Genomic DNA, 19,650 nt, shown 5'->3' with positions numbered 1-19,650 from the left:
ACAAATGATTATGTACTAATTACAATACTGCGGACAGTTTTATAGGTGTTGTATGTTAGTGTTTACGGGGGGAGTGCTCTACTCTCATATACTTTATTGCAAGATAGCCTGAGGCTTAACATGCAATAAACTCCTCCTTCCTATGGTACATGGCCTGTAGAGCAATGTTTTATAATTCAAAAACTGTCCACAGTATTGTAATTAAATAGAAATGAAAAATAAACCCATTGTAATTAGCGGCACAACTATTAAGCCTGGCGAGCAAAAAACTATTGATATCCCTCTGGTTGCAATGGTTACCCATAACAATGTGCAAATGACTGCTCAGGTAATCCATGGAAGAAATGCTGGTCCTTGTTTATTTATTAGCGCAGCAATCCATGGCGATGAAATTAATGGGGTAGAAATCATTCGTCGTCTGCTTAAGCAAAAACAAATGCAGCGAATCAGTGGCACCATTATTGCGATCCCCATTGTGAACGTGCATGGCTTCATTACAAACTCCCGTTATTTGCCTGATGGCCGAGATTTAAATAGAAGTTTTCCCGGCAGCAGTAAAGGCTCACTTGCTGCGCGTATGGCTAATACTTTTTTAAAAGAAGTTGTATCCAAGTGTAGTCATGGTATTGATTTACACACAGGTGCCAGACACCGTGAAAACCTCCCTCAAATACGTGCTGATTTAACCACTGAAGAAGTTAAGCAATTAGCTCATGCTTTTGGTGTCCCTGCTATTATAAACTCCAAAATTCGTGATGGATCGTTACGAGCCACCGGAGGCGATGCTGGAATCCCTATTTTATTGTATGAGGCAGGTGAAGCACTTCGTTTTAATGAAGTCTGCATTCGTGCAGGAGTTAAAGGCATTTTAAATGTAATGCGAGAACTTCGCATGCTGCCAAGACTAAAACTAAAGGAGCAGACTAAACCCTCGATAGTGTCTGACAATACTTCTTGGGTTCGGGCACCATCAAGCGGGATTTTAAGAGCTTTAGTGGCATTAGGAGCCAAAGCAGAAAAAGGCAGTGTGTTAGGTGTAATTGCAGACCCCTTAGGGTCAATAGAGTATCAAGTCAAAGCACCGCAAGAGGGGGTTGTTATTGGCAGAACCAACTTGCCATTAGTACATGAAGGCGATGCGTTATTTCACTTGGCTTATTACGAACATAAAGTTGATACTGTGGTCAACATGGTAGAGAACTTTCAAGAAACGTTAGAGCCAGAAGCACCAACGGCTGCACCACGGAAGCCAACTGATGGACCCATACTGTAAACTCATACCATCAATGTAACTCCATCATAAAAGGCCTATAAAGCCTTTTATGATGGTTTATGGATACCAAGAATAAAAGGTCAATTTTCTAACTTACAACGATTGCGCTAGAGCCTGCCAAATTATAATAACTCCAACACTGCTAAATAGCATGCCAGTTGCAATATTAATATAGCCTTCAAATTGCTTTATCCACTCCTGCATCTTCTTTGCTGACAAAAAAATTGCTAACAAAGAAAACCAGATAAAAGTTAGTAGAAATAATTCAGCAGCAATACTCAACTTAAGTGATGTTGAACTGCTATTGACTACAAAAGCAGATACCAAGCTAATAAAATAAACTAATGCTTTTGGATTAAGCAGGTTAGTCACTAGCCCTGTTAAATAGACCTGCCAAATTCCAACTTTTTGTTGCTTATTAGTATCTACGCCTAAACTGGTTATACAACCAGATTTAACCCTGTACCATCCTGACTTTAGTGCACCATAACCCAAATATAACAAGTAGGTAGCACCCAGTAACTGTAAGCCAGTAAATAACATCGGCTGATTTTTAATGAGTATGCTAACCCCCAAAATAGACAACAAGGTATGTATCAATACACCACTGGCCAAACCAAGGGCTGTGATACAGGCTAATTTACGAGATAATGATTTACTATCCCTTGCTATACTATTTTTCAATACCAAGGCAAAGTCTGGCCCTGGGCTAATTAAACCGCCCAAATGGACTGAACCTACGGTTATTAGCAACATTAAATCAGTCATTTACTTTCCCACCTTGTACTTATGGGTACTTCTAATAAAGTCCATTTTAAGAAAACAATAACTGAAGGAATTGTAAATTATTGCAGAGGCTGTTTTTGGAGCTACTTTTTTATTATAGTGATTTCAGCAAAAGGGAAGGGGCAACACCAAAGGATTGCTTAAAAGCACGATTAAAATGACTTTGATCGTAAAAACCAACAGCTTGAGCTGCCTCACAGATAGTATGGCCTTTTTGCAATAATTTCAAACTATGCTCAAGCCTCAAGCATTTCAGATATGCATGGGGAGTTATGTGCATCGCCTGCTTAAATTGACGCAAAAACTGAAAACGACTTAACCCTAATAAATCAGCCAGTATTTGCAAGTGAATTTTATCGTCAATATTGGCTACTAAATATTCTTTAATCAAACTGAGCTGTTGTTTACTTAATGCAGGTGAAGTTAAACTAAAAGACGGCTTTCCTTGATAGTGAAGCAAACCAGCAATACAGGCTAGTAACTCTCCATCAATCGCTAGTGCAGCACCACCAGACTCCATAAGATGATGTAGCTCTAAAACTTTTTTGAATAATGCAGGCTCAAGAACACTTGGCTCAGTGAAAAAGGGTAGGTTTCCTGGTTTATCTGTTATGTCATCTATCCAGGTTTGCATAAGTGCCGGGCTAATGGCTAATACTCTCACCTGATAGCCTTGTTCTTCCAGGCTATGGCCATCATGGGACTCATCTGGATTGATAATGGATACCTGACCAGGAGCCAGGTTATAGCTGTTGCCACGATGAAAAAAGCATTGGCAACCTTGCTGGACCACACCGATGTGATAATCAAGATGAAAGTGGCGCTGAAACTGAAACCTTACATAGCGGGCTACGCTAAGATTTAGCCCTTCACAGGACTCCAACTGCCAACGTTTAACCTCATCCGCCTTCATCCACCTGCCTTCATCATCATTAATTGATAAGCACATCTAAAGGAAGTATATCCCTTTAGATAGTACAAGGCTTGTAAAAAATTGCAGTGGAACTGAGTCTAAACTTAGCTCACATTTGTATAAATATGCTTGTGCTGAAAAGCCATGTAAAACTCATTAGGTTATATGATCACAGCTATTAATAAATAGCTTCATAAAATAATCAAATAATTTCAAATTACCAATAACCATAATCACTTACAACATCATCATTTATCGTATTTTTAAGATACTTTCTGCACAACAACTTGAGGCTATATTAAACAATTAAAATCAGTTTTAAAAATGTGACAATATACGTCTTATAAGTAGAAAGTACACTTCATCACTAAGAAATTTTCGATAAATAAACTTACAGTTAAATTCAATGGCAGCTACCGAGATAAAAAGCTAGCAGATAAGCTTATAAACAAAGTCGAAACAGATGCTCAGCAAAAAGGGTATGACCAAATGCATATTTTAGTGGTTAAATATGCTGACAAATTGATCAGTTATTATCATAAAAAAGGCTACGAGCTGACGGGTAAAGAGATCCCCAGAGAAGCTGACTGGCTAGAACAAGTAAAGGATGAGTATAAAGACAAAGCTTCATTTGTTGAAATGAGAAAATCGTTAACTTCAAACTAACGCTTTTTGGCTTGGAGTAAAAGGCATTCTGTATAACTTACAAAACTGCTTCAAGCCATGTTGTGTAAACTGGACAGCTCTTGTATCTAGGTCTTTAATTGCCCAACCTTTGCTAAAAATGTCAGTCAACACCCATTGTCCTATACTTCCCGCCAAATGATTACGCCGCTCGCTCCAGTCAAGGCAAGATTTACATAAAGGACGTTTGGCTTTATCAAGCTGGTTAAAATTCACTCCTAGGCTACCGAAGAATGCTCTCCCACCAGCAGTTAATGAGGCTTCATAGTTATTTTCAGTGATTTTGTTATTAGCTAGTAACGAGTCATAAAACATAACACCAAGCTCACCTGCTAAATGATCATAGCAGACACGCGCATTTCTTAGCCTGTTGTCGCTGGGACCAGTACTTATCGTTGAATACAGGTTTATTGATGAGATATTTAGCAACTGCTCTAAAAGCGCTGCGACCTCTACACCTTGTAATTGAAAGTATTTATGCCAACCCTGCTTTCTCACCACAACAAGTTTGCCTTCCACTAATTTAGATAAGTGACTACTGGCTGTTTGGGGAGTTACATCAGCCTCTATGGACAGCTCTGTAGCAGTTAATGCCTTTCCTCCCATAAGCGCAGTCAGCATTCGAGCACGAGCAGAATCACCTATCAGGCTGGCTATAAATGAAATATCAGGTTCCATTAAGGGTACCTCTAATAATTGTTTGCTATCTCTGGCCTTCTGGTAAATTCGTAATCAAGGCGTTGCTTTGAAGGCATGCTGGTGACCTGTCGAAAACCAACAACACCAAGTACGGGCTTACCAGAAGGCCCTAAAAGACGCTGCCTGAAGGGCTCTTGCACTGTGTTGGCTTGCTTGGAAAGGCAACCAGCCTTACACTGCGCAAGCCGTCTTGTTCAAGACTCCTTCAGTTTGCGCAGAGACCATAAACAATTAATAGAGGTGCCCTTAACCTCAGTATTGCCTTTGTCATGAGTATATACTCAAAAGGAAGACTATAGTTCGATGCTTATCGAAGCAAAGCAATTATTTACTCTTTAGACTACCTGAAAAACCAAGAGGAAATAACGCCAATGAGCATCACCTGTTTTATTGAATATAAAATAGACCCATTCAAAATCGATAAATTTCAAAAATATGCCCAAAACTGGAGCGAGATAATACCTAGTTGTGGAGGAGAACTTGTCGGTTATTTCTTACCACATGAAGGTACTAATGACATTGCATATGGCCTGATAACTTTCAATAACCTGGCAGATTACGAAAAATATAGAGCCATACTCAAAGAAGATAATAAGGGAAAAGCAAACTTTAAATTTGCTCAGCAAGAAAAATTTATTATTTCAGAAAAACGCAGCTTCTTAAAAATTATACCTGAAACTTATCACCAACTAGCAAAGGCCAGTTTATGATAGCAGTTATTTTTGAGATAGAACTAAGATGTGAAGAAAAAGCAGAGTATTTTTCTATTGCAAATAATCTAAAAGCCAGTCTGGTCGATATGGAGGGGTTTATTTCAGTAGAGCGTTTTAATAGCCTATCCGACCCAAACCGCTTTCTTTCCTTATCATTCTGGGAAGACGAACAATCGGCTAAGGCCTGGAAAAACAAAAATGAGCATCGGATAGCCCAAGAAAAAGGTAAAAACTACTTATTTAATAATTATAGATTACGAGTGGCAGACGTTATTCGTGATTATGGTAAGAGTAATATATCCTAAAGTCAGGATATATAAAAACTAATAGTACAGTTGACTAGGAGCTATTGTTTATATAAATATGACCAATAGCTCCTAGTCAGATGTGTAACAGTTAAAATATTCTCTTACCAAGAGCACATTGCTAATATGCATTAGCTGACATTTGATCAGAGATAGTCGCATCAACCAGCTGGTCTACAGCTTGTTTTATTTTGGTTTTAAATACTGGATTAATAAGGCAATTACTTTCAGTATCAAAATTTTCAAAAAAACTTGGAATAGAGACACTACCTTTAACATCAGCCCCCATAAATGAAGCTGACTTTTCAGCTGTAACCAAAACACTTTTTGCCCCACCAGGCCCCGGTGAAGTAGCAAGAAAAAGGGCAGGCTTATTACCAAATATGGCTTTATTGATTCGAGAAGTCCAGTCGTACAGGTTTTTGAAAGCAGCCGTAAAGGTACCGTTATGTTCAGCAAATGAAATGATAATAGCATCCGCTTCAGCAAGTTTGTTGAAAAATGTTATAGCCTCTTTGGGTTGCCCCAACTGCTCTTCTCTTGCAGCACTGAAGATTGGCATTTCGTAATCATTAATGTCCAGTGTTTCTACTTCAGCATTTTCAATCAGTCCGGCTGTATACAACGCCAGCCGTTGGTTAATCGAGTTTTTATTATTACTTGCAGCAAATGCTAAAACTTTCATGTGCTCTCCTTTTTGAAAGTACTACACTTAATAGTACTAGAACCAAAGTGAAGGGATTAACTTGTTAGGTTTCTTTCTTCTGGAATATCACTTAAATATTCAACAAACTCCACTTCATAACCTGCAGGATCGAGAAAATACACATTCTTGCGGTAAGGCTCTTCTGCACCATCTTTGTAGATTTCAAAACCGGCACTTTTGAGACGATCAATGGTCGCCTCGATATTATTGGTGACATAAGCAAAATGAGCGAGACCAACTTGATATCCATCTAAGTCCCTGTTTTTCCCTTCACCATGATCGCTAAATGCAATGTAGTAATAATCATCACCAAAATGTATCCAATTACGAGGCTTGCCACTCCAATGGCTGCTACCCTCCGTACGAACTTTCCAATGGGGAAACGCTGCTTGATAAAAAGTTAATACTTCAGGGATGTCAGCTACAACCAAGTTTACATGTTCAATATACATACTCTTTTCTCCTTTGAGTTTTGTGGCTCCAGGATAAAACCTCAACTTAACTTGAGGTAAAGTGTTTTTTTCACTATCCTTAAAAAAAGTTTGGAGGATCTATGGAACAAGCGACTTGGAGCGTTGGAAAAGTTGCCAAACGATGCGGGGTTAAGGTTAGTACGTTACATTTTTATGAAGAGAAAGGGTTAATCCGTAGCTGGCGCAATGCTGGAAATCAAAGGCGTTACAAGCCTGATGTTCTGCGTAGAATATCGGTGATAAAAGCAGCCCAAAAAATGGGAATTAGCTTGGCGTCTATAAAAGAAGCCTTTGCTACTTTGCCAGATAGCCGAACTCCAACAACCGAAGATTGGCAGTTACTATCAACCAGCTGGCGAGATGATATCAATGCACGCATTGCCTACCTTGAGCGACTTCGGGATTCGTTAACAGGTTGTATTGGCTGCGGATGTTTATCGATGAAAAACTGTCCAATTTACAATGAAGATGACAAATTGGCTAAGGAAGGTAGTGGGCCTGTGATATTGGATAGAAAGCAATAAAACACAGAAATTACGGTTACAATTCAAGGCAACCAGTATAGCTACCCCAACAACAAACGTCGTAAGTTGACTTTTAAACGTTGCCTCAGTTCAACAACATAGGGCAAGCGCTCCCTTTTCTTATTTAAATAAAGGTAAACTGTTAATTCGCCTATCTCTTTTTCATTTATTACTTTAACTAAACCTTTTTCTTTTTTTACATAACAACAAGGTAATAGAGCTAATCCCATATTATTTTTTGCTGCGGTTAAGCGTGCATTTGGGCTATTGCTACGAAATACCCGAATCATTCCAGCAGACTTTTTATACCAGCCTGAAGGGGAAAGGTGTTCACCACTTTCTTCAAAATCAATCAAAAGGTGATCCTGCAGCCCAATAATATGATGCTGTTTTTTTTGTGCTAAATACTCAGATGTTCCATAGAGAGCGAATGGCAGTGTGTATTCGGCAAGGCATACATGATGTTCTTGAGTGCTTTTATTGACCAAAATGGCTATGTCTGTATCACGTGCCACCAAAGATGCGAGAGGACTGGCCGTAAAAAGCTCTACGTTAAGCGAAGGGTGCGCTTTATTCAACGGGCATATAATTTCTGTCACTAATTGAGTAGCTAAAATCTCGGGGGCAGATAAGCGAACAGAACCTGTCAACTCAGCACCTTCTTGAACAGCAACCTTAATTTCTGAGGCAGTTAGTGCCATCTGCTCCGCCAAAGGAATAAGCTGGAGTCCTGCTGCTGTCATAGTATAGCCAGACCGGCTAGCATCAAACAAACGCACGTTTAGCATCTGTTCTAAGCTGTATATTTTACGCCAAACCGTCGCTTGTGATACCTGCAATGCACGAGCTGCAGCGCTGAGAGTACCTAAATTAGCGACAGCAAGAAAAAATCGTAGCTCATCCCAATTCATGATATTCAAATATGAAAGAAGTTGTTTCAGTTTTTACTATTTATAATTCATTTTTAGTCGTTTAGTCTAACTAAAAGTGTTTAGCTCAGAGATACTCTAATGAAAAAAATCCTCTTTCCCTCAAAAATTCAACAGCTTGAACCATTTACCAGTCGATTTGATGCCTTCCGTCTTGCAGCTGAAGGGTGCGATGTACTATTTGCTATGTATCCCGCTGGTACAGAAATTGAGCCTCATGATCATGACACTGATAATTACGGCATTATCACCCGGGGCAAGCTATATCTGACTATTAATGGGCAAGAGCAAGAGTATGGGCCTGGTGATTGGTATCATGTCAAAAAACACCAAATGCACTCTGCAAGATTTATTGAAGATACAGAAGAAATTGAGTTTTGGTTTGAGGAAAACTAATGCTGTATCTAGTCGTTTTAGTGTTGGCGGCCTTAATATGGTCGCCACACTACTTATGGGGAGTTCCTATTGGCAGCCAGCTGATGGATCAAGGCAAATTTTTGCTGGCAGGGTCAATTATCACATTGACAACATTAGTTGGCTTTTTTGGTATGTACTTGCTTCAAACCACACTGAGCCAACAACGTTTTGACCAAGTAGCTGACTTTAGGCTGTTATTAATCCTAAGCTCTCAGTCAGTTGCGATTATCCTGATTGCTATCGACACTAATTTTAACTTAACAGCAATAGTTTCCTGTATTTTTGTTTTAATTGGGGTTTTATTATCCTTGCGTTTATATATTGAATAAATCGTTTATTACTCACCTTATTTTGCCACCTCTATCAAACTAACACGTATTACCAAAAATAAAGGTGGAGAAATCGTGACCAGTCTCAAGCCCACTATCAGCGCTAGCTTCTTTTTATTCTGAAACAGTGAGGTATCATATAACTCGAAGTTTAGGAGTCATCAATAAAAGCGTACACCAAACATAGAGTACACCCATGAAAAAGGAACAGCTGATAGCCCAGCTAAAACAGCTTAATGCAGCAGAGCTGGCAGATTTTGTCATCAGTTTACTTGGGGAAGACCGGGCATTAGACCTAAGAATAGAATCTCTAGCCTTACGCTCAAACCCTGAGGGGCTTACCCGACAAGTTAAGAGCCAGATCCAGTCAATTAAGCGTGGTCGTCGCTTTATTGAGTATGGAGAAAGTTTTCAGCTGGCTACTAGACTCGCAGCGCTTATAGATGATATTGAACAAATAATCCTTCCTTACAGCCCCAAAAATGCCTTTGAGCTAACTGATTTGTTGCTATTCATTCATGGCTCTGTCATGAACCGTGTTGATGACTCTGGTGGTGTGGTAGGCGGAGAGTTTCTGCGTGCTAATGTCTTATGGCTTAAAGCAGCTAAAGCCTGGGGCAATGAGAGTATCGATTGGCTAACTAAAATCTATGACTTAGTTGCTCAAGAAGACTATGGAGTGTTAGATGCTTTATTACCAAACGCTAACGCGCTATTAAATGAGCAACAGCTCCAACAGTTAGCCTGGCGTTATGAAAATGAAATACGTCAACAGCTAAAAAAAGAGGGTACAGGCAATACTGCTTCAAGGCCAACTTTTGAGCTAATCAAGCTCTCAAGCAAGCTACACCAGGTAGCAGAGGCTTTGGCCGACCCAGAGCTGTACGAGCACGCTACTTTATTACTCTCTGCTATGCCAAACTCTCTGCAAATTAAAAGCATTGTTGAACAGTATGTACTGTTCAATCAGCCCCAAAAAGCGCTTAAATGGCTTGATAGCCCATGGCAGACAGATGAGCTGACTCGCCTGCAGTTATTAAATAAAGTGTTTGAGTTAATGAACGATAAACCCAAACTGAGAGAAGTGAGGGAAAAAATTTATCAAACCACACAAACTGCTGAAGCACTTAATGAATTAATAGAGTTGTTACACGAAGAAGAAAAGCAGTTAGTTTTAGCTAAAGCGGTTGATGAAGCAGAACAATGTCAAACCCTTTATATTGCTGTGGATAAGTTACTTTATTTAAAGCAATATGAAAAGGCACAAAATCTTATTCTATCTCGGCTCGATGAACTGGCACGTACCTTCTATAGTCGTTTAACCGATTATGTAAAAGTATTTGAAAAACAAAATTGCTTATTAGCAGTAGTTGCCTGTTATCGTGTATTAGCCAATGATATTCTCGATAATGCACGCAGTAAGGCTTATAGCCATGCAGCTCGCTATATGAAAAAATTAATTGAACTAGATAACCAAATTAAAAATTATCAGTCGTTAGAAACGGCTGAACAATATTATCAAACCTTACAAGAATTGCATGGTAGAAAACGCAGCTTTTGGAGTAAGATAAACGACTAAAAATAGGGCCAATAGCCCTATTTTTTTAGAGTGCTACTTTATAGCCATATACGAAGAGTATATTACCTGCCACAACACTTCTTATACTTCTTACCACTCCCACATGAACAAGGGTCATTACGGCCCACTTTTGGTTCTTTTCGCACAACAGTTAATCCATCACCTTCTACCGCTTTGTGCTTTTGCATCAGTTTATAAATATTTTTCACACTTTGTTCTATCATCCGGTAGAAATTTTCAATTTCCTCTATTTTTATCCGACTATCATATGGAAAATTATTTGACCCCATACAGTAAAGGATTGGAACAAGATTACCATTTACATAGTCTGTCATGGTTGACGGTATATTTCCCCACAAGCGCTTCCCTCGTAAGAAGCCATTACACCATTCAAATACTGATATTATGCTCTTATCATTTTTATAATGCTTAAAGATAGGCTGCCATCTTTTTGAATCAAGACTATCTATCAGTTTGTTATAGTAATCAAATAAAGATTTAACCACTTGTTCAGATTCTTTATGGGAGTCAAAAACTGGCATACTCTCATGCCCACCCCATAATTCAGGCATCATAGCTGATGGTAAAATAGCCTGAGGGGAACAAGCAATTGCAGCAAAAAACCCATCTAATTCTGATAGTGAGTCAATGGCATCTCCATCAGAATATTTTTGTAACCATTTTTCTACTTCTGCTAACTTTTTGTTATTTGCTATTCTTTCTGAGATAAATAGTTCTTCACCAATCCACCTTAGTGCTGGTGTTTTTCGTTCATTTGATATACCTAAAGCTAACTCAACCTCTTCAAAGTCACCTATGATAGTTAGATCGATACAACCAAGCTGAAATAACTTACGCACTTCATCCACTATCTCATTTGCTTTTAAATCAAGAATATTACTGACTATTACCCCATTTAAACTAACAAAATTAATGATGGGTTTTTTTAAATACTGTCGATAAATTTCTACTACCTGCTCACGTACTTCTGGATGATGCTCAACAATTTTAGCGAAAGCATCAGACACGACTTCACAACACAGCTCATCCTCATGCTCTTCATTCCAATACTCTTGTAGTGGATTTATTACAGCAACGCCCATCAACCCAAGTACTGTACTTAATTCATCAAGTATCCATTCATCTTGAGTAAGTCGTTCCAGTTGCTCTAAAATTGGGCCTATGGCCTGCTCTGCATGTAGCTGCCCTAACACTCTCAAAGCATGAAGCTGCGCCCACATTTCAGGGCCTTCCACCACTTCCCAAAGCTGCTCACTATCAAAAACACGCAACAGTTCAGGAATATCCTCAGCAGAAAAGCCATATTGAGCAATATAATCTGGCCACTCACTCACCGGCTCAGGCTTACCTTGGATAATCAACTGCTTGATTTTGGGGTTATTGGTTTTAAATACTTCCATGGTGCTATCAGTAGTGGTCATCTGTTTTATAGGCCTAAGTAGAGTAGTAGTACTAATCAACGCTTAACAATCACTCTATTTTGCCGCTTGTGAAGGTCAATGCCAATGGCAAGTTATGGATAAAATGAATGGAATGGTGGGCATGTTTTCAACCTGAAAAAGAAACAAATCAAAGCAGCTAGAAAAAGAGTCGGAAGAAGAAAAAATTAATCAGAAACAGACACTTGATAACGTGTACTCCTGCCACCACCAGGGAGTTTAACTAAACAGCCTTTTTTAACTAAATCAGCCAAGTGACGGGTCGCCGTCGCTTTACTGACTTTAGCTACTTTTTGGTATTGAGAGGCACTAATCCCATGCTCAAAACCTTTTTCACCACCATCCAGCAAACGGTTAAGCACTTTTATTTGCTCTTTAGAAAGTGCTGCATCATTAAATCGGTGCCAAAAGCGAGTTTTGTTTAGGGTGCGATCAATTTTATCCATTGCTGCCTGCAGTGTTTCCTCTAGTGTGTCAAGAAACCACTTCAGCCAAGGTGTAATATTTAAATTGCCTCTCTGACAAGTTTCCAATATTGTGTAGTAGCTATTACGTTTATCCAATATTGCGACTGACATAGCATATAACCGAATACTTTGCGCATCAGCTTGTGCTAAAGCCAAATCAGTAAGCGCACGGGTCAACCGGCCATTTCCATCATCAAACGGGTGAAGTGTAACAAACCAAAAATGGCAAACACCTGCCCTCAATAATGGGGCAACAGTTGTATCGTTACGACTTTGATTAAACCAGTTAATAAACTCCATTAACTGTTGTTCCAACCTATCTCTGGGTGGTGCTTCAAAATGCACTTTAGGCCGATCAATTCGTCCTGACACAACTTGCATAGGCTCATCACCCCGCAGTTGGCCAACACGCACTCGATGAAAGGTGAACTCTTGCTCTGGAAACAACCATGCATGCCATTGATACAAACGCTCTAAACTAAGAGGCTGTTTAACGTTTTGAATAGCATCCATCATCAGTTCAGCCAAACCTTCAGTTTGAGCTGAAGTAGGATAGTTAAGATTATCACCTTCAACACTAACACCAAGGCGCTTAGCTAAAGAAGATCGCACAGACTGGACATTTAAGCTTTCACCTTCGATAGCCGACGATGTAATAATGTTTTGTAACAACGTATCTAGCGCCGTTTTATCATCTGCAACATCAAAGGCCCCTGCTTTACCAAGCAGAATACCTTGTTTCAACTGTACTTGCCTGAGTAATGGCAATACAACCGCTTCATCCCAAGTAAACTGAGGCCAATCTGCTTGCTGCCAAACCCAAGTTGTAAGCATACCTACCCTATTCACCAACGCTTTGTGATCAGTCATGTATGGCAGTGAGCCAAATAAAGCCACTATTCGGCTCACCATATGAGCCGAATAATAGAAAGATTCGGCTTATATAGCAAGGTAAGCTTTTAGTGAGATAGCTGATAGCGTGGAGAGATGAGCCAAATAAGCAGGCTATTCAGCTCATCATATGAGCCGAAAGTTAAGTGTATTTAGATCAAGCCTTGAAGAAGATAAGACTAAGCCACGACTGCTTTCCTTCTTGTCGTTTTCCGTTTCGCTTTTTTCTCTTTTTCTTGAGCTTCCCGCTCGGTTTTAATTTTGGCTAATAACGCTTCGGCTGAATTTTCACCACTAATTAAGTCCAGGTTTTCCTTACGCCATTGCTCCGTTAATTCACCACGAAAGGCTTTAGCTAAAATGGACTGGGTGAGGTTGTTGACCCGCTGTTGCGCATCTTTAACCCGTTGTTCGATTTGGTCAGAGAAGGCGAAAAGCTCTTCGACTCGACGGACGATTTCGGTTTGTTCTACAAGTGAAGGTAAAGCAAATTCAAAATTTTCTAATAGCTTTGTTTCTATACTAGCTACAGTCGTACCAGCTTTAGAGCAAGTTGCCAAGATGACTGGAGTTAACCCTCTTAATAGAATCGCTGTGAATTTAGGTGAAATTTTGGCTTTATTTGGAATAAAAGCTTTAATATCTTGATTTATAGTAATGTCTTTAAGTGTAAGAGCAATAGGAAAAGAATGAGCCAAAATACCACTTCGTGTAACCATCAGGACAGTATTTTTAAGGATAATCTTCATTCCACCTTCTGATACTGCCAACTTGGTAATTAAATCCTCAGATATAGAAATTTCATGTACTTTCATATCTTTTGGTGATACCCAGGGAATGATTCCATTTTTCCAATATGATTGGTTTGACTTACTTGGTGTTTTTCCTCCCATAATAGAACCAAGTTTTTTTGAGCAAGAATATTCCCAAATAAGCTCTTTTTCTTCCCGCCAATCTTCTGTCAACTTCCCACTCACAGCAGCAGATAGCACTGACTGACGAAACCGTTTAAGGATATTGGGAATTGCATCAAGCCGTGTTTTTAAGGTATCTACTTGGACTAGGGGATTATCTAATATTGTGGCGATTTGTTTTTGTTCAGCTAGAGGCGCTAAAGGCAGATTTCACTCCTTTAGTTTTTTTAAATATATACCCTTTTGCGCTGTACCTTTTGCCTTTAAAAGTATTTGCTTTTGAAAACCAGGTTCTTCTATAGCAAAATAGAAATATTGAGCATTTATTAAAATTGCATTTAATACAGCCACACTTCTTTGTAATGTAAATCTTTCTATATATGGTGGTACAATTGCGCCTCTTCCCAAAGTGTACCAACGATTGTTAATAAAACATCACCTGGCTCAATTTGAGTTCGTTTATTTTCAATTTCAAAATCTTCTTCTGATATAAGCCGATACTTTTGTGAAAAATCTATTTTTCCACAAGATATATTTTTAGCACTTAACATTGGTAAACCAATCTCTTTAGCTTTAGGAGGATTGTGTGAACCATCCGTAACTTTGGAGCAGAGCTCACCAATTGTTGACGTTTTCCAATGTACAGGATACTCGACGCTTTCTGTTAGACTAGAAACTATCTGCTTATCGATCATCCTTCACCCCACCAAAAACTTCAATCAACAACAACTGATTTACTTTTATAACCTGACTACTATCGGTCGATGATATTTGTGCAACAGCCTGTTGCACAATTTGTTTTCTTGCCAAAATTGATTCTCCTGCCACGCGAAAGAACTCCAAACCAAATCCCTTCTCCCCAGCCCTCTCCCAGAGGGAGAGGGGGCTACCCCCAGGTTTGCTGGCTAAATGTAAACAACTTATTGGAAAGTATTTGTGCAGCAGGCTGCTGCACAATTGCCTGACTATTTATTATTCAGCCCCAACACATCTGCCAACATATTCTTCTGGTTTTCCGCTTCATCTGTAGCACCCAGTGCTTGCATTCAACCATCTAACTCTCTTAAAGCCTCGGTCAGTTCACTCATAGCCTCTGTAGGTCGGCGGCATCAATACTGTCTCTGTCTTTCATCCAGCTGATATCCAGTGTGTCGCCTTTCTGTTCTTGGATATAGTCTCGATCAAAGTAACGCCAGCGGCTGTTTTCCTGTGTTTGTTCGATATCCTCATCCAGCCAATGCCAGCAACCTTCTGTACGTTTGCTGGTGCCGTCGGCTTTTCGGCCATAGCGCTTTTCAAACGCTTCTAAATGTTTAGCACTAAATGGATTACGTTTGCTAAAGCTGGGCATGTTGGTACGTAAGTCGTATACCCAGACTTTTTTGGTGCAATTTTCATCTTGAAGTGGGTTCTTGCTGGTGCCTTTGGTAAAGAAGAGTACGTTGGTTTTTACGCCTTGCGCATAAAATATACCCGTCGGTAGTCGTAGAATGGTGTGCAGGTTGCACTTGTTCATTAAATCTCGGCGAATATCCGTACCTACTCCTGCTTCGAATAGTACATTATCGGGCAGTACAACCGCTGCTTGGCCACCAGGTTTTAATGTGCGGTAAATATGTTGCAAAAAGGCTAACTGCTTATTGCTGGTTTTATAGGTGAGGTCGTCACGGGTAATGCTGGCATCACCCCCTTTGGCAGTACCAAAGGGTGGGTTGGCTAGTACAATATCGCTCTGCTTTAATCTGGAGCCAGCTTGGCCTAAGGCATTACCTAAATGCACAACACCTTCATCATCGCCTTCCATGCCATGCAATAAACAGTTCATTAAGGCTAAACGACGAGTGCTAGGTACTAACTCAACACCAATAAACGCTTTATTTTTTGAAAGCGACGTTCTGCTGCGTTGAGGTCAAACAGGTCATCTGTTTGTTCTTTAATGTAATTATCAGCAGCAATTAAGAAGCCTGCAGTTCCGGCGGCTGGATCTTGAATGGTTTCACCCGCTAGAGGTTTGATGCAACGGACCATACTATCGATCAGTGGGCGAGGGGTAAAATACTGACCAGCACCGGACTTAGTTTCGCTGGCATTTTTTTCCAATAAGCCTTCATACAAATCACCCAACCCATCTTCTTGTGCACTAAACCAGTCGATACTATCTAGTGCTGTTATAGCTAGAAAATCATAAAGTGACATAGTCGATTCGCTCAATAAACAGGCTGTATCTGAGGGTAGAGGCATTCTATTTATGCCACATTATAGATTTCCAGCTATACCATTTGATCAAGGTGTTGCGGCTCACGCAAACGGGTTTGGGCATCGGCATAAATAGCAGCAATTAAACCATCATCGCTTTGCGAAAGATTCAAAAGAATTTGCTTGTAAGTATTCAGCAAGGGAAGGCCGCTTTTGCTATTAATATCAACCCAGCGCCCCCCTTTGGGTAATGCATGCTTTTTAAGCAAGCCTGCTTCTTTGTTTTCATGCTCCATTTTTATAAAAAGTAACAGCACCAGCTCGGTTACGTAGTCGCTGTAATTAATGCCATCATCCCGGAGTACGTCACAGAGATTCCAGAGTTTTTGTACGATGTCGTTGTGGGTCATAAATTACTTCTCAGATTGAAAATAATGGGAAAACTCGTTGTTATCCTGGGTCATTAGCGCCATGAGTTTTGGATGTACAAAGAGCTTTTCTTTTCCTGCGGGTACTTCTCCTAATACACCAATTTCACAGAGTTGCTTGAGATAAATAGAAGCCGTTTGACGCTTAGCAATATCTTTTTCAACTAGGTTTTGAATACGGCAATAAGGCTGCTCAAAGATAACTTGCAGCAACTCGTAGCTATAAATTTTGGGTAACTGTTGGCGAGTATATTCACTTGTATGTTCCAGTAAATCGCGTACAGCATTGATCTTATGGGTGGTCCATCTGGCTGTTTCTTCGACAGCCTTTAGCATGAACAATATCCAGGCTTGCCAGCTTTGCTTGCTGGTAACATCTATTAATAGCTGATAGTAGTCTGCTTTATGACGAACGATATAATGACTCAGATATAAAATAGGTAAAGTCAGTAATCCTTGTTCAATCAAGTATAAGATATTTATTACCCGGCCTGTGCGGCCATTACCATCAGTAAAGGGATGAATAGCCTCAAATTGGTAATGAGAAATCGCCATTTTAATTAGTGGGTCAATATCATCATCCATATGTAAATAAGCTTCCCAATTAGAAAGCAAATCACGAATTTGTTGCTCGCCGACAGGTGGTGTGTAAATAACTTCACCAGTTTTATGATTAGATAATGTAGTATCTGGCAGCTTTCGTATATCCATCTGACTAGACTTGATAGTGCTGCAAACCTCAATGGCTGTGTTTGTGCAAAGCGGGCGCTTTTCTATTGATTGAAAGCCGCTGAAAAGGGCGGTGCGGTAACGAAGTGCTTCTTTTGTCGCGTGATCAGCATAGGTGTCTTCAGCAGCAAACCGAAAAAGTTTATCTGTTGTTGTCACAATATTCTCTATTTCAGAGCTGTCTTTTGCTTCAAGCATGGGTAACAGATTAATCAATAGACCTTGATTTGGTAATAGCTCTCCTGCTTGCTTTAATTCTGCAAGGGCTGAGCGTGCAGGAATGCAAGCTTTTAAGACTTGGATGCTTTCGGCTTCTTGTGATGGAGGCAATAAGGGAAGTTGATTATAAGGCTGATCAGGTTTCCAGCTCATGTTTATACTTTCCGAAAATTTCGACATATCAGAAGCTTATGTTGATACTATCGACATGTAAAGATGATATGTCGATAAAATCCAGTTTTATCGACATGACAGAGGCTTATGTCGATGGTATCGACACATCAAAAAGATATATCGATAAAATCCAGTTTTATCGACATGACAGTGGGTTGTGTCGATTGGATCGACATCCACAGGCACTCACCCAGCTCATCCAGCACTGAATCCAACTTGTTCCCTAATATGCTATCCAGACGCTTTACGCCACCATGATCAGCAAAAGCCTCATTAAGCAGGTTCTTTTCAAGCACGACTTCATGCTTAAGCTGTTTAGCTAAGCGGTCTAACCACCGGCGCTGTGGTGCAGTCCAACTATGTAGACCGTAGATATGTTGCATCGCCTGTTGCACCCATTGCTCAAAAGGAACCAGGGCTTCGCCAATGGCGGCTTGACGGATATAGCCAATAATACCTGCGGCAATATCTTGGTTGGTTTGATTACGCCAAGCGCTTTGCAAGTGAGATTCAGAATAGCCATGCTGGTCCAGCAGCATTTTCACTTCTTTTAGCTACTCGCGGGTCAGGTCTTTGGGCTTGTTTACCACGGCAGCTAACGCCGTTGATTGGTTGACCTGGCTTCGAACAAAGGTACTAAAGCTATCCAGATAATCTTGAGGTTTTGTGTATTCACCATAACTTTGCTCACGCCCTAGCAGTTCATCATGATGATCAGGGATAACCGGACGATTATTTGAGGCCGTTAGCTTTTTGACTTCTTCTAGTTGTGTCAGCAACTGCTCATGTTTGCGGAGAAAGTCAGCAGCACCCTGTGGGCCAAGATCATGAAAGTGTTGATGCAACTTTTCAGGTGCTACTCCCCAAGCATCTTCCAGTGTGGAAAGCCGTTGTTTAAGTGCTGGGTTTTGCTCCGATTGCTTGGCCGCTTTACGCATAATACGCATAATTTTCTGGTTTAAGCCATTCAGCACATCATCTGCATGGCTGGTATTGGGTTGCTCGCCAGGAGTAGCTAATGACTGCTCCAAACATTGTGGATTGATTAACTCTCCAGTTAGCTGCTCAATGGTGATGTTCGTGTCTTTAACCAAAGGTTTCATACTGGATACTTCTTGTAACGAAGCATAAATATCCACAGGGTCATAGATTTTAAATACGGTTTTACCAATATTGTCACAGCGGCGAGTCGCCCGACCGACCATTTGTTCATATAAAATCCGTGATTTTACTCGGCGTAAGAACACTAAATGGCATATATTCGGCACATCAATACCGGTGGTTAACAGGTCTACAGTAATCGCAATATTGGGATAGCGATCATTTTTATATTGACTGATAAGCTGATTAACCTTGTCGCTTTGGCCCTTTATTTTCCGAACAGCTGCTTCGTTATATTCATCCCCATAAATGTCTTTAAATGCTTCATCTAACAAACGCTTGACCATATCAGCATGAAGATCTGTAGCGCAGAAAATCATCGTTTTTTCTTCACCAAGCGGGTCTATTTCCTGTGCTAATTGTTGGCAAATCACTCGATTAAAGTTCTCTGTAATTACCCGACGGTTGAAGGTTTCTACTTCAAAATGCACTTCATCTTCTAGCTCTGATAGTTCAACCTCACCGGTTTGAGTATTAATAGTGGATACTTCTTCACCTTTATCAAAATGAATGCCTTGCTGCGTCAGTAATGTTTCATAGCGAATGGGGGGCTCATGATCGATTAGCCAATCATCAGCCACGGCTTCTCGGTAAGAATAGGTAAGTGCGACATGAAGTCGCATAAAGTCGTTGTTCTCCGACTTACGAGAGAACCATCTGTATCACCAGATGACCCTAGGG

Annotated in this window: 24 protein-coding genes and 2 pseudogenes; 8 read left to right on the top strand and 18 right to left on the bottom strand. The window is 40.1% G+C overall.

Annotated features, from left to right (window positions below):
* The first annotated feature begins 211 nt into the window (after positions 1–211).
* The gene (locus ORQ98_RS23400; RefSeq protein ID WP_274691238.1) at positions 212–1,273 is read left to right on the top strand and encodes a succinylglutamate desuccinylase/aspartoacylase family protein; all 1,062 of its coding nucleotides are present in this window, start codon (positions 212–214) and stop codon (positions 1,271–1,273) included.
* A 93-nt stretch (positions 1,274–1,366) separates the two neighbouring features.
* On the opposite strand, the gene ORQ98_RS23395 is transcribed toward ORQ98_RS23400, so the two are convergent.
* Both ORQ98_RS23395 and ORQ98_RS23390 read right to left on the bottom strand, forming a co-directional pair.
* Positions 1,367–2,041 carry a LysE family transporter gene (locus ORQ98_RS23395; RefSeq protein ID WP_274691237.1) on the bottom strand — a complete coding sequence of 225 codons (675 nt, stop codon included), beginning with the start codon at positions 2,039–2,041 and terminating at the stop codon, positions 1,367–1,369.
* A gap of 112 nt (positions 2,042–2,153) precedes the next feature.
* Positions 2,154–3,008, bottom strand: coding sequence for a helix-turn-helix transcriptional regulator (locus ORQ98_RS23390; RefSeq protein WP_274691236.1), 855 nt, complete (start codon positions 3,006–3,008; stop codon positions 2,154–2,156).
* A 327-nt stretch (positions 3,009–3,335) separates the two neighbouring features.
* Here ORQ98_RS23390 and ORQ98_RS23385 point away from each other — a divergent pair, with 327 nt between their 5' ends.
* Complete coding sequence (locus tag ORQ98_RS23385; RefSeq protein WP_342455225.1) at positions 3,336–3,638, top strand: GNAT family N-acetyltransferase; 303 nt, start codon at positions 3,336–3,338, stop codon at positions 3,636–3,638.
* Here ORQ98_RS23385 and ORQ98_RS23380 read toward each other — a convergent pair.
* On the bottom strand, positions 3,630–4,334 hold the full coding sequence (locus ORQ98_RS23380) for an ArsR/SmtB family transcription factor (protein WP_274691235.1): 705 nt from the start codon (positions 4,332–4,334) through the stop codon (positions 3,630–3,632). The genes ORQ98_RS23385 and ORQ98_RS23380 overlap by 9 nt on opposite strands.
* Positions 4,335–4,726: 392 nt before the next feature.
* Here ORQ98_RS23380 and ORQ98_RS23375 point away from each other — a divergent pair, with 392 nt between their 5' ends.
* On the top strand, positions 4,727–5,065 hold the full coding sequence (locus ORQ98_RS23375; RefSeq protein WP_274691234.1) for an NIPSNAP family protein: 339 nt from the start codon (positions 4,727–4,729) through the stop codon (positions 5,063–5,065).
* Positions 5,062–5,373, top strand: coding sequence for an antibiotic biosynthesis monooxygenase family protein (locus ORQ98_RS23370; RefSeq protein WP_274691233.1), 312 nt, complete (start codon positions 5,062–5,064; stop codon positions 5,371–5,373). Before ORQ98_RS23375 ends, ORQ98_RS23370 begins: the two co-directional genes overlap by 4 nt.
* A gap of 121 nt (positions 5,374–5,494) precedes the next feature.
* Here ORQ98_RS23370 and ORQ98_RS23365 read toward each other — a convergent pair whose 3' ends face one another.
* Together ORQ98_RS23365 and ORQ98_RS23360 are read right to left on the bottom strand one after the other, a co-directional pair.
* Positions 5,495–6,058 carry an NADPH-dependent FMN reductase gene (locus ORQ98_RS23365; RefSeq protein ID WP_274691232.1) on the bottom strand — a complete coding sequence of 188 codons (564 nt, stop codon included), beginning with the start codon at positions 6,056–6,058 and terminating at the stop codon, positions 5,495–5,497.
* Between the two features lie 56 nt (positions 6,059–6,114).
* The gene (locus ORQ98_RS23360; protein ID WP_274691231.1) at positions 6,115–6,531 is read right to left on the bottom strand and encodes a VOC family protein; all 417 of its coding nucleotides are present in this window, start codon (positions 6,529–6,531) and stop codon (positions 6,115–6,117) included.
* Between the two features lie 101 nt (positions 6,532–6,632).
* On the opposite strand from ORQ98_RS23360, the gene soxR reads away from it, so the two are divergent.
* Complete coding sequence (gene soxR, locus ORQ98_RS23355; protein WP_274691230.1) at positions 6,633–7,076, top strand: redox-sensitive transcriptional activator SoxR; 444 nt, start codon at positions 6,633–6,635, stop codon at positions 7,074–7,076.
* Between the two features lie 41 nt (positions 7,077–7,117).
* On the opposite strand, the gene ORQ98_RS23350 is transcribed toward soxR, so the two are convergent.
* Complete coding sequence (locus ORQ98_RS23350; RefSeq protein WP_274691229.1) at positions 7,118–7,987, bottom strand: LysR family transcriptional regulator; 870 nt, start codon at positions 7,985–7,987, stop codon at positions 7,118–7,120.
* 99 nt (positions 7,988–8,086) lie between these two features.
* On the opposite strand from ORQ98_RS23350, the gene ORQ98_RS23345 reads away from it, so the two are divergent.
* The 3 genes from ORQ98_RS23345 to ORQ98_RS23335 all read left to right on the top strand — a co-directional run bounded on the left by ORQ98_RS23345 (position 8,087) and on the right by ORQ98_RS23335 (position 10,330).
* Entirely contained in the window at positions 8,087–8,401 is a 315-nt protein-coding gene (locus ORQ98_RS23345; RefSeq protein WP_274691228.1) for a cupin domain-containing protein, read from the top strand.
* On the top strand, positions 8,401–8,751 hold the full coding sequence (locus ORQ98_RS23340; RefSeq protein ID WP_274691227.1) for a hypothetical protein: 351 nt from the start codon (positions 8,401–8,403) through the stop codon (positions 8,749–8,751). Before ORQ98_RS23345 ends, ORQ98_RS23340 begins: the two co-directional genes overlap by 1 nt.
* A 196-nt stretch (positions 8,752–8,947) precedes the next feature.
* Positions 8,948–10,330 (top strand): DUF6880 family protein, encoded by a 1,383-nt coding sequence (locus ORQ98_RS23335; protein ID WP_274691226.1) that lies wholly within the window; start codon positions 8,948–8,950, stop codon positions 10,328–10,330.
* Positions 10,331–10,392: 62 nt separating this feature from the next.
* Here ORQ98_RS23335 and ORQ98_RS29685 read toward each other — a convergent pair.
* The 12 genes and pseudogenes from ORQ98_RS29685 to ORQ98_RS23280 all read right to left on the bottom strand — a co-directional run.
* Positions 10,393–10,473 (bottom strand): annotated as a pseudogene (locus ORQ98_RS29685) (SEC-C metal-binding domain-containing protein); the annotation flags it as partial.
* Positions 10,474–10,524: 51 nt separating this feature from the next.
* Positions 10,525–11,751: pseudogene (locus ORQ98_RS23330) on the bottom strand (UPF0149 family protein); the annotation flags it as partial.
* A 206-nt stretch (positions 11,752–11,957) separates the two neighbouring features.
* Positions 11,958–13,091 (bottom strand): Fic family protein, encoded by a 1,134-nt coding sequence (locus ORQ98_RS23325; protein ID WP_274691224.1) that lies wholly within the window; start codon positions 13,089–13,091, stop codon positions 11,958–11,960.
* Positions 13,092–13,327: 236 nt separating this feature from the next.
* Positions 13,328–14,113 carry a restriction endonuclease subunit S gene (locus ORQ98_RS23320; RefSeq protein WP_274691223.1) on the bottom strand — a complete coding sequence of 262 codons (786 nt, stop codon included), beginning with the start codon at positions 14,111–14,113 and terminating at the stop codon, positions 13,328–13,330.
* A 323-nt stretch (positions 14,114–14,436) separates the two neighbouring features.
* Positions 14,437–14,757 (bottom strand): restriction endonuclease subunit S domain-containing protein, encoded by a 321-nt coding sequence (locus ORQ98_RS23315; protein WP_274691222.1) that lies wholly within the window; start codon positions 14,755–14,757, stop codon positions 14,437–14,439.
* A complete protein-coding gene (locus tag ORQ98_RS23310) occupies positions 14,747–14,905 on the bottom strand; it encodes a hypothetical protein (RefSeq protein WP_274691221.1) in 159 nt (52 codons plus the stop codon). Before ORQ98_RS23310 ends, ORQ98_RS23315 begins: the two co-directional genes overlap by 11 nt.
* Before the next feature lie 241 nt (positions 14,906–15,146).
* Positions 15,147–15,887, bottom strand: a complete 741-nt coding sequence (locus tag ORQ98_RS23305) for an N-6 DNA methylase (protein ID WP_274691220.1) — start codon at positions 15,885–15,887, stop codon at positions 15,147–15,149.
* 26 nt (positions 15,888–15,913) lie between these two features.
* Complete coding sequence (locus tag ORQ98_RS23300; RefSeq protein WP_274691219.1) at positions 15,914–16,303, bottom strand: HsdM family class I SAM-dependent methyltransferase; 390 nt, start codon at positions 16,301–16,303, stop codon at positions 15,914–15,916.
* Positions 16,304–16,332: 29 nt separating this feature from the next.
* Positions 16,333–16,668: a type I restriction-modification system subunit M N-terminal domain-containing protein gene (locus tag ORQ98_RS23295; RefSeq protein WP_274691218.1), complete on the bottom strand. Its 336-nt coding sequence runs from the start codon at positions 16,666–16,668 to the stop codon at positions 16,333–16,335.
* A 3-nt stretch (positions 16,669–16,671) separates the two neighbouring features.
* A complete protein-coding gene (fic, locus tag ORQ98_RS23290) occupies positions 16,672–17,787 on the bottom strand; it encodes a protein adenylyltransferase Fic (protein WP_274691217.1) in 1,116 nt (371 codons plus the stop codon).
* 128 nt (positions 17,788–17,915) lie between these two features.
* Positions 17,916–18,353 carry a type I restriction-modification enzyme R subunit C-terminal domain-containing protein gene (locus tag ORQ98_RS23285; RefSeq protein WP_342455223.1) on the bottom strand — a complete coding sequence of 146 codons (438 nt, stop codon included), beginning with the start codon at positions 18,351–18,353 and terminating at the stop codon, positions 17,916–17,918.
* 9 nt (positions 18,354–18,362) lie between these two features.
* Positions 18,363–19,592: a helicase-related protein gene (locus ORQ98_RS23280; RefSeq protein WP_274691216.1), complete on the bottom strand. Its 1,230-nt coding sequence runs from the start codon at positions 19,590–19,592 to the stop codon at positions 18,363–18,365.
* Between the last annotated feature and the right edge of the window lie 58 nt (positions 19,593–19,650).

The organism is Spartinivicinus poritis (genome assembly GCF_028858535.1).
Classification (GTDB): domain Bacteria; phylum Pseudomonadota; class Gammaproteobacteria; order Pseudomonadales; family Zooshikellaceae; genus Spartinivicinus; species Spartinivicinus poritis.
This window is presented reverse-complemented; position numbering and strand designations above follow the sequence as displayed.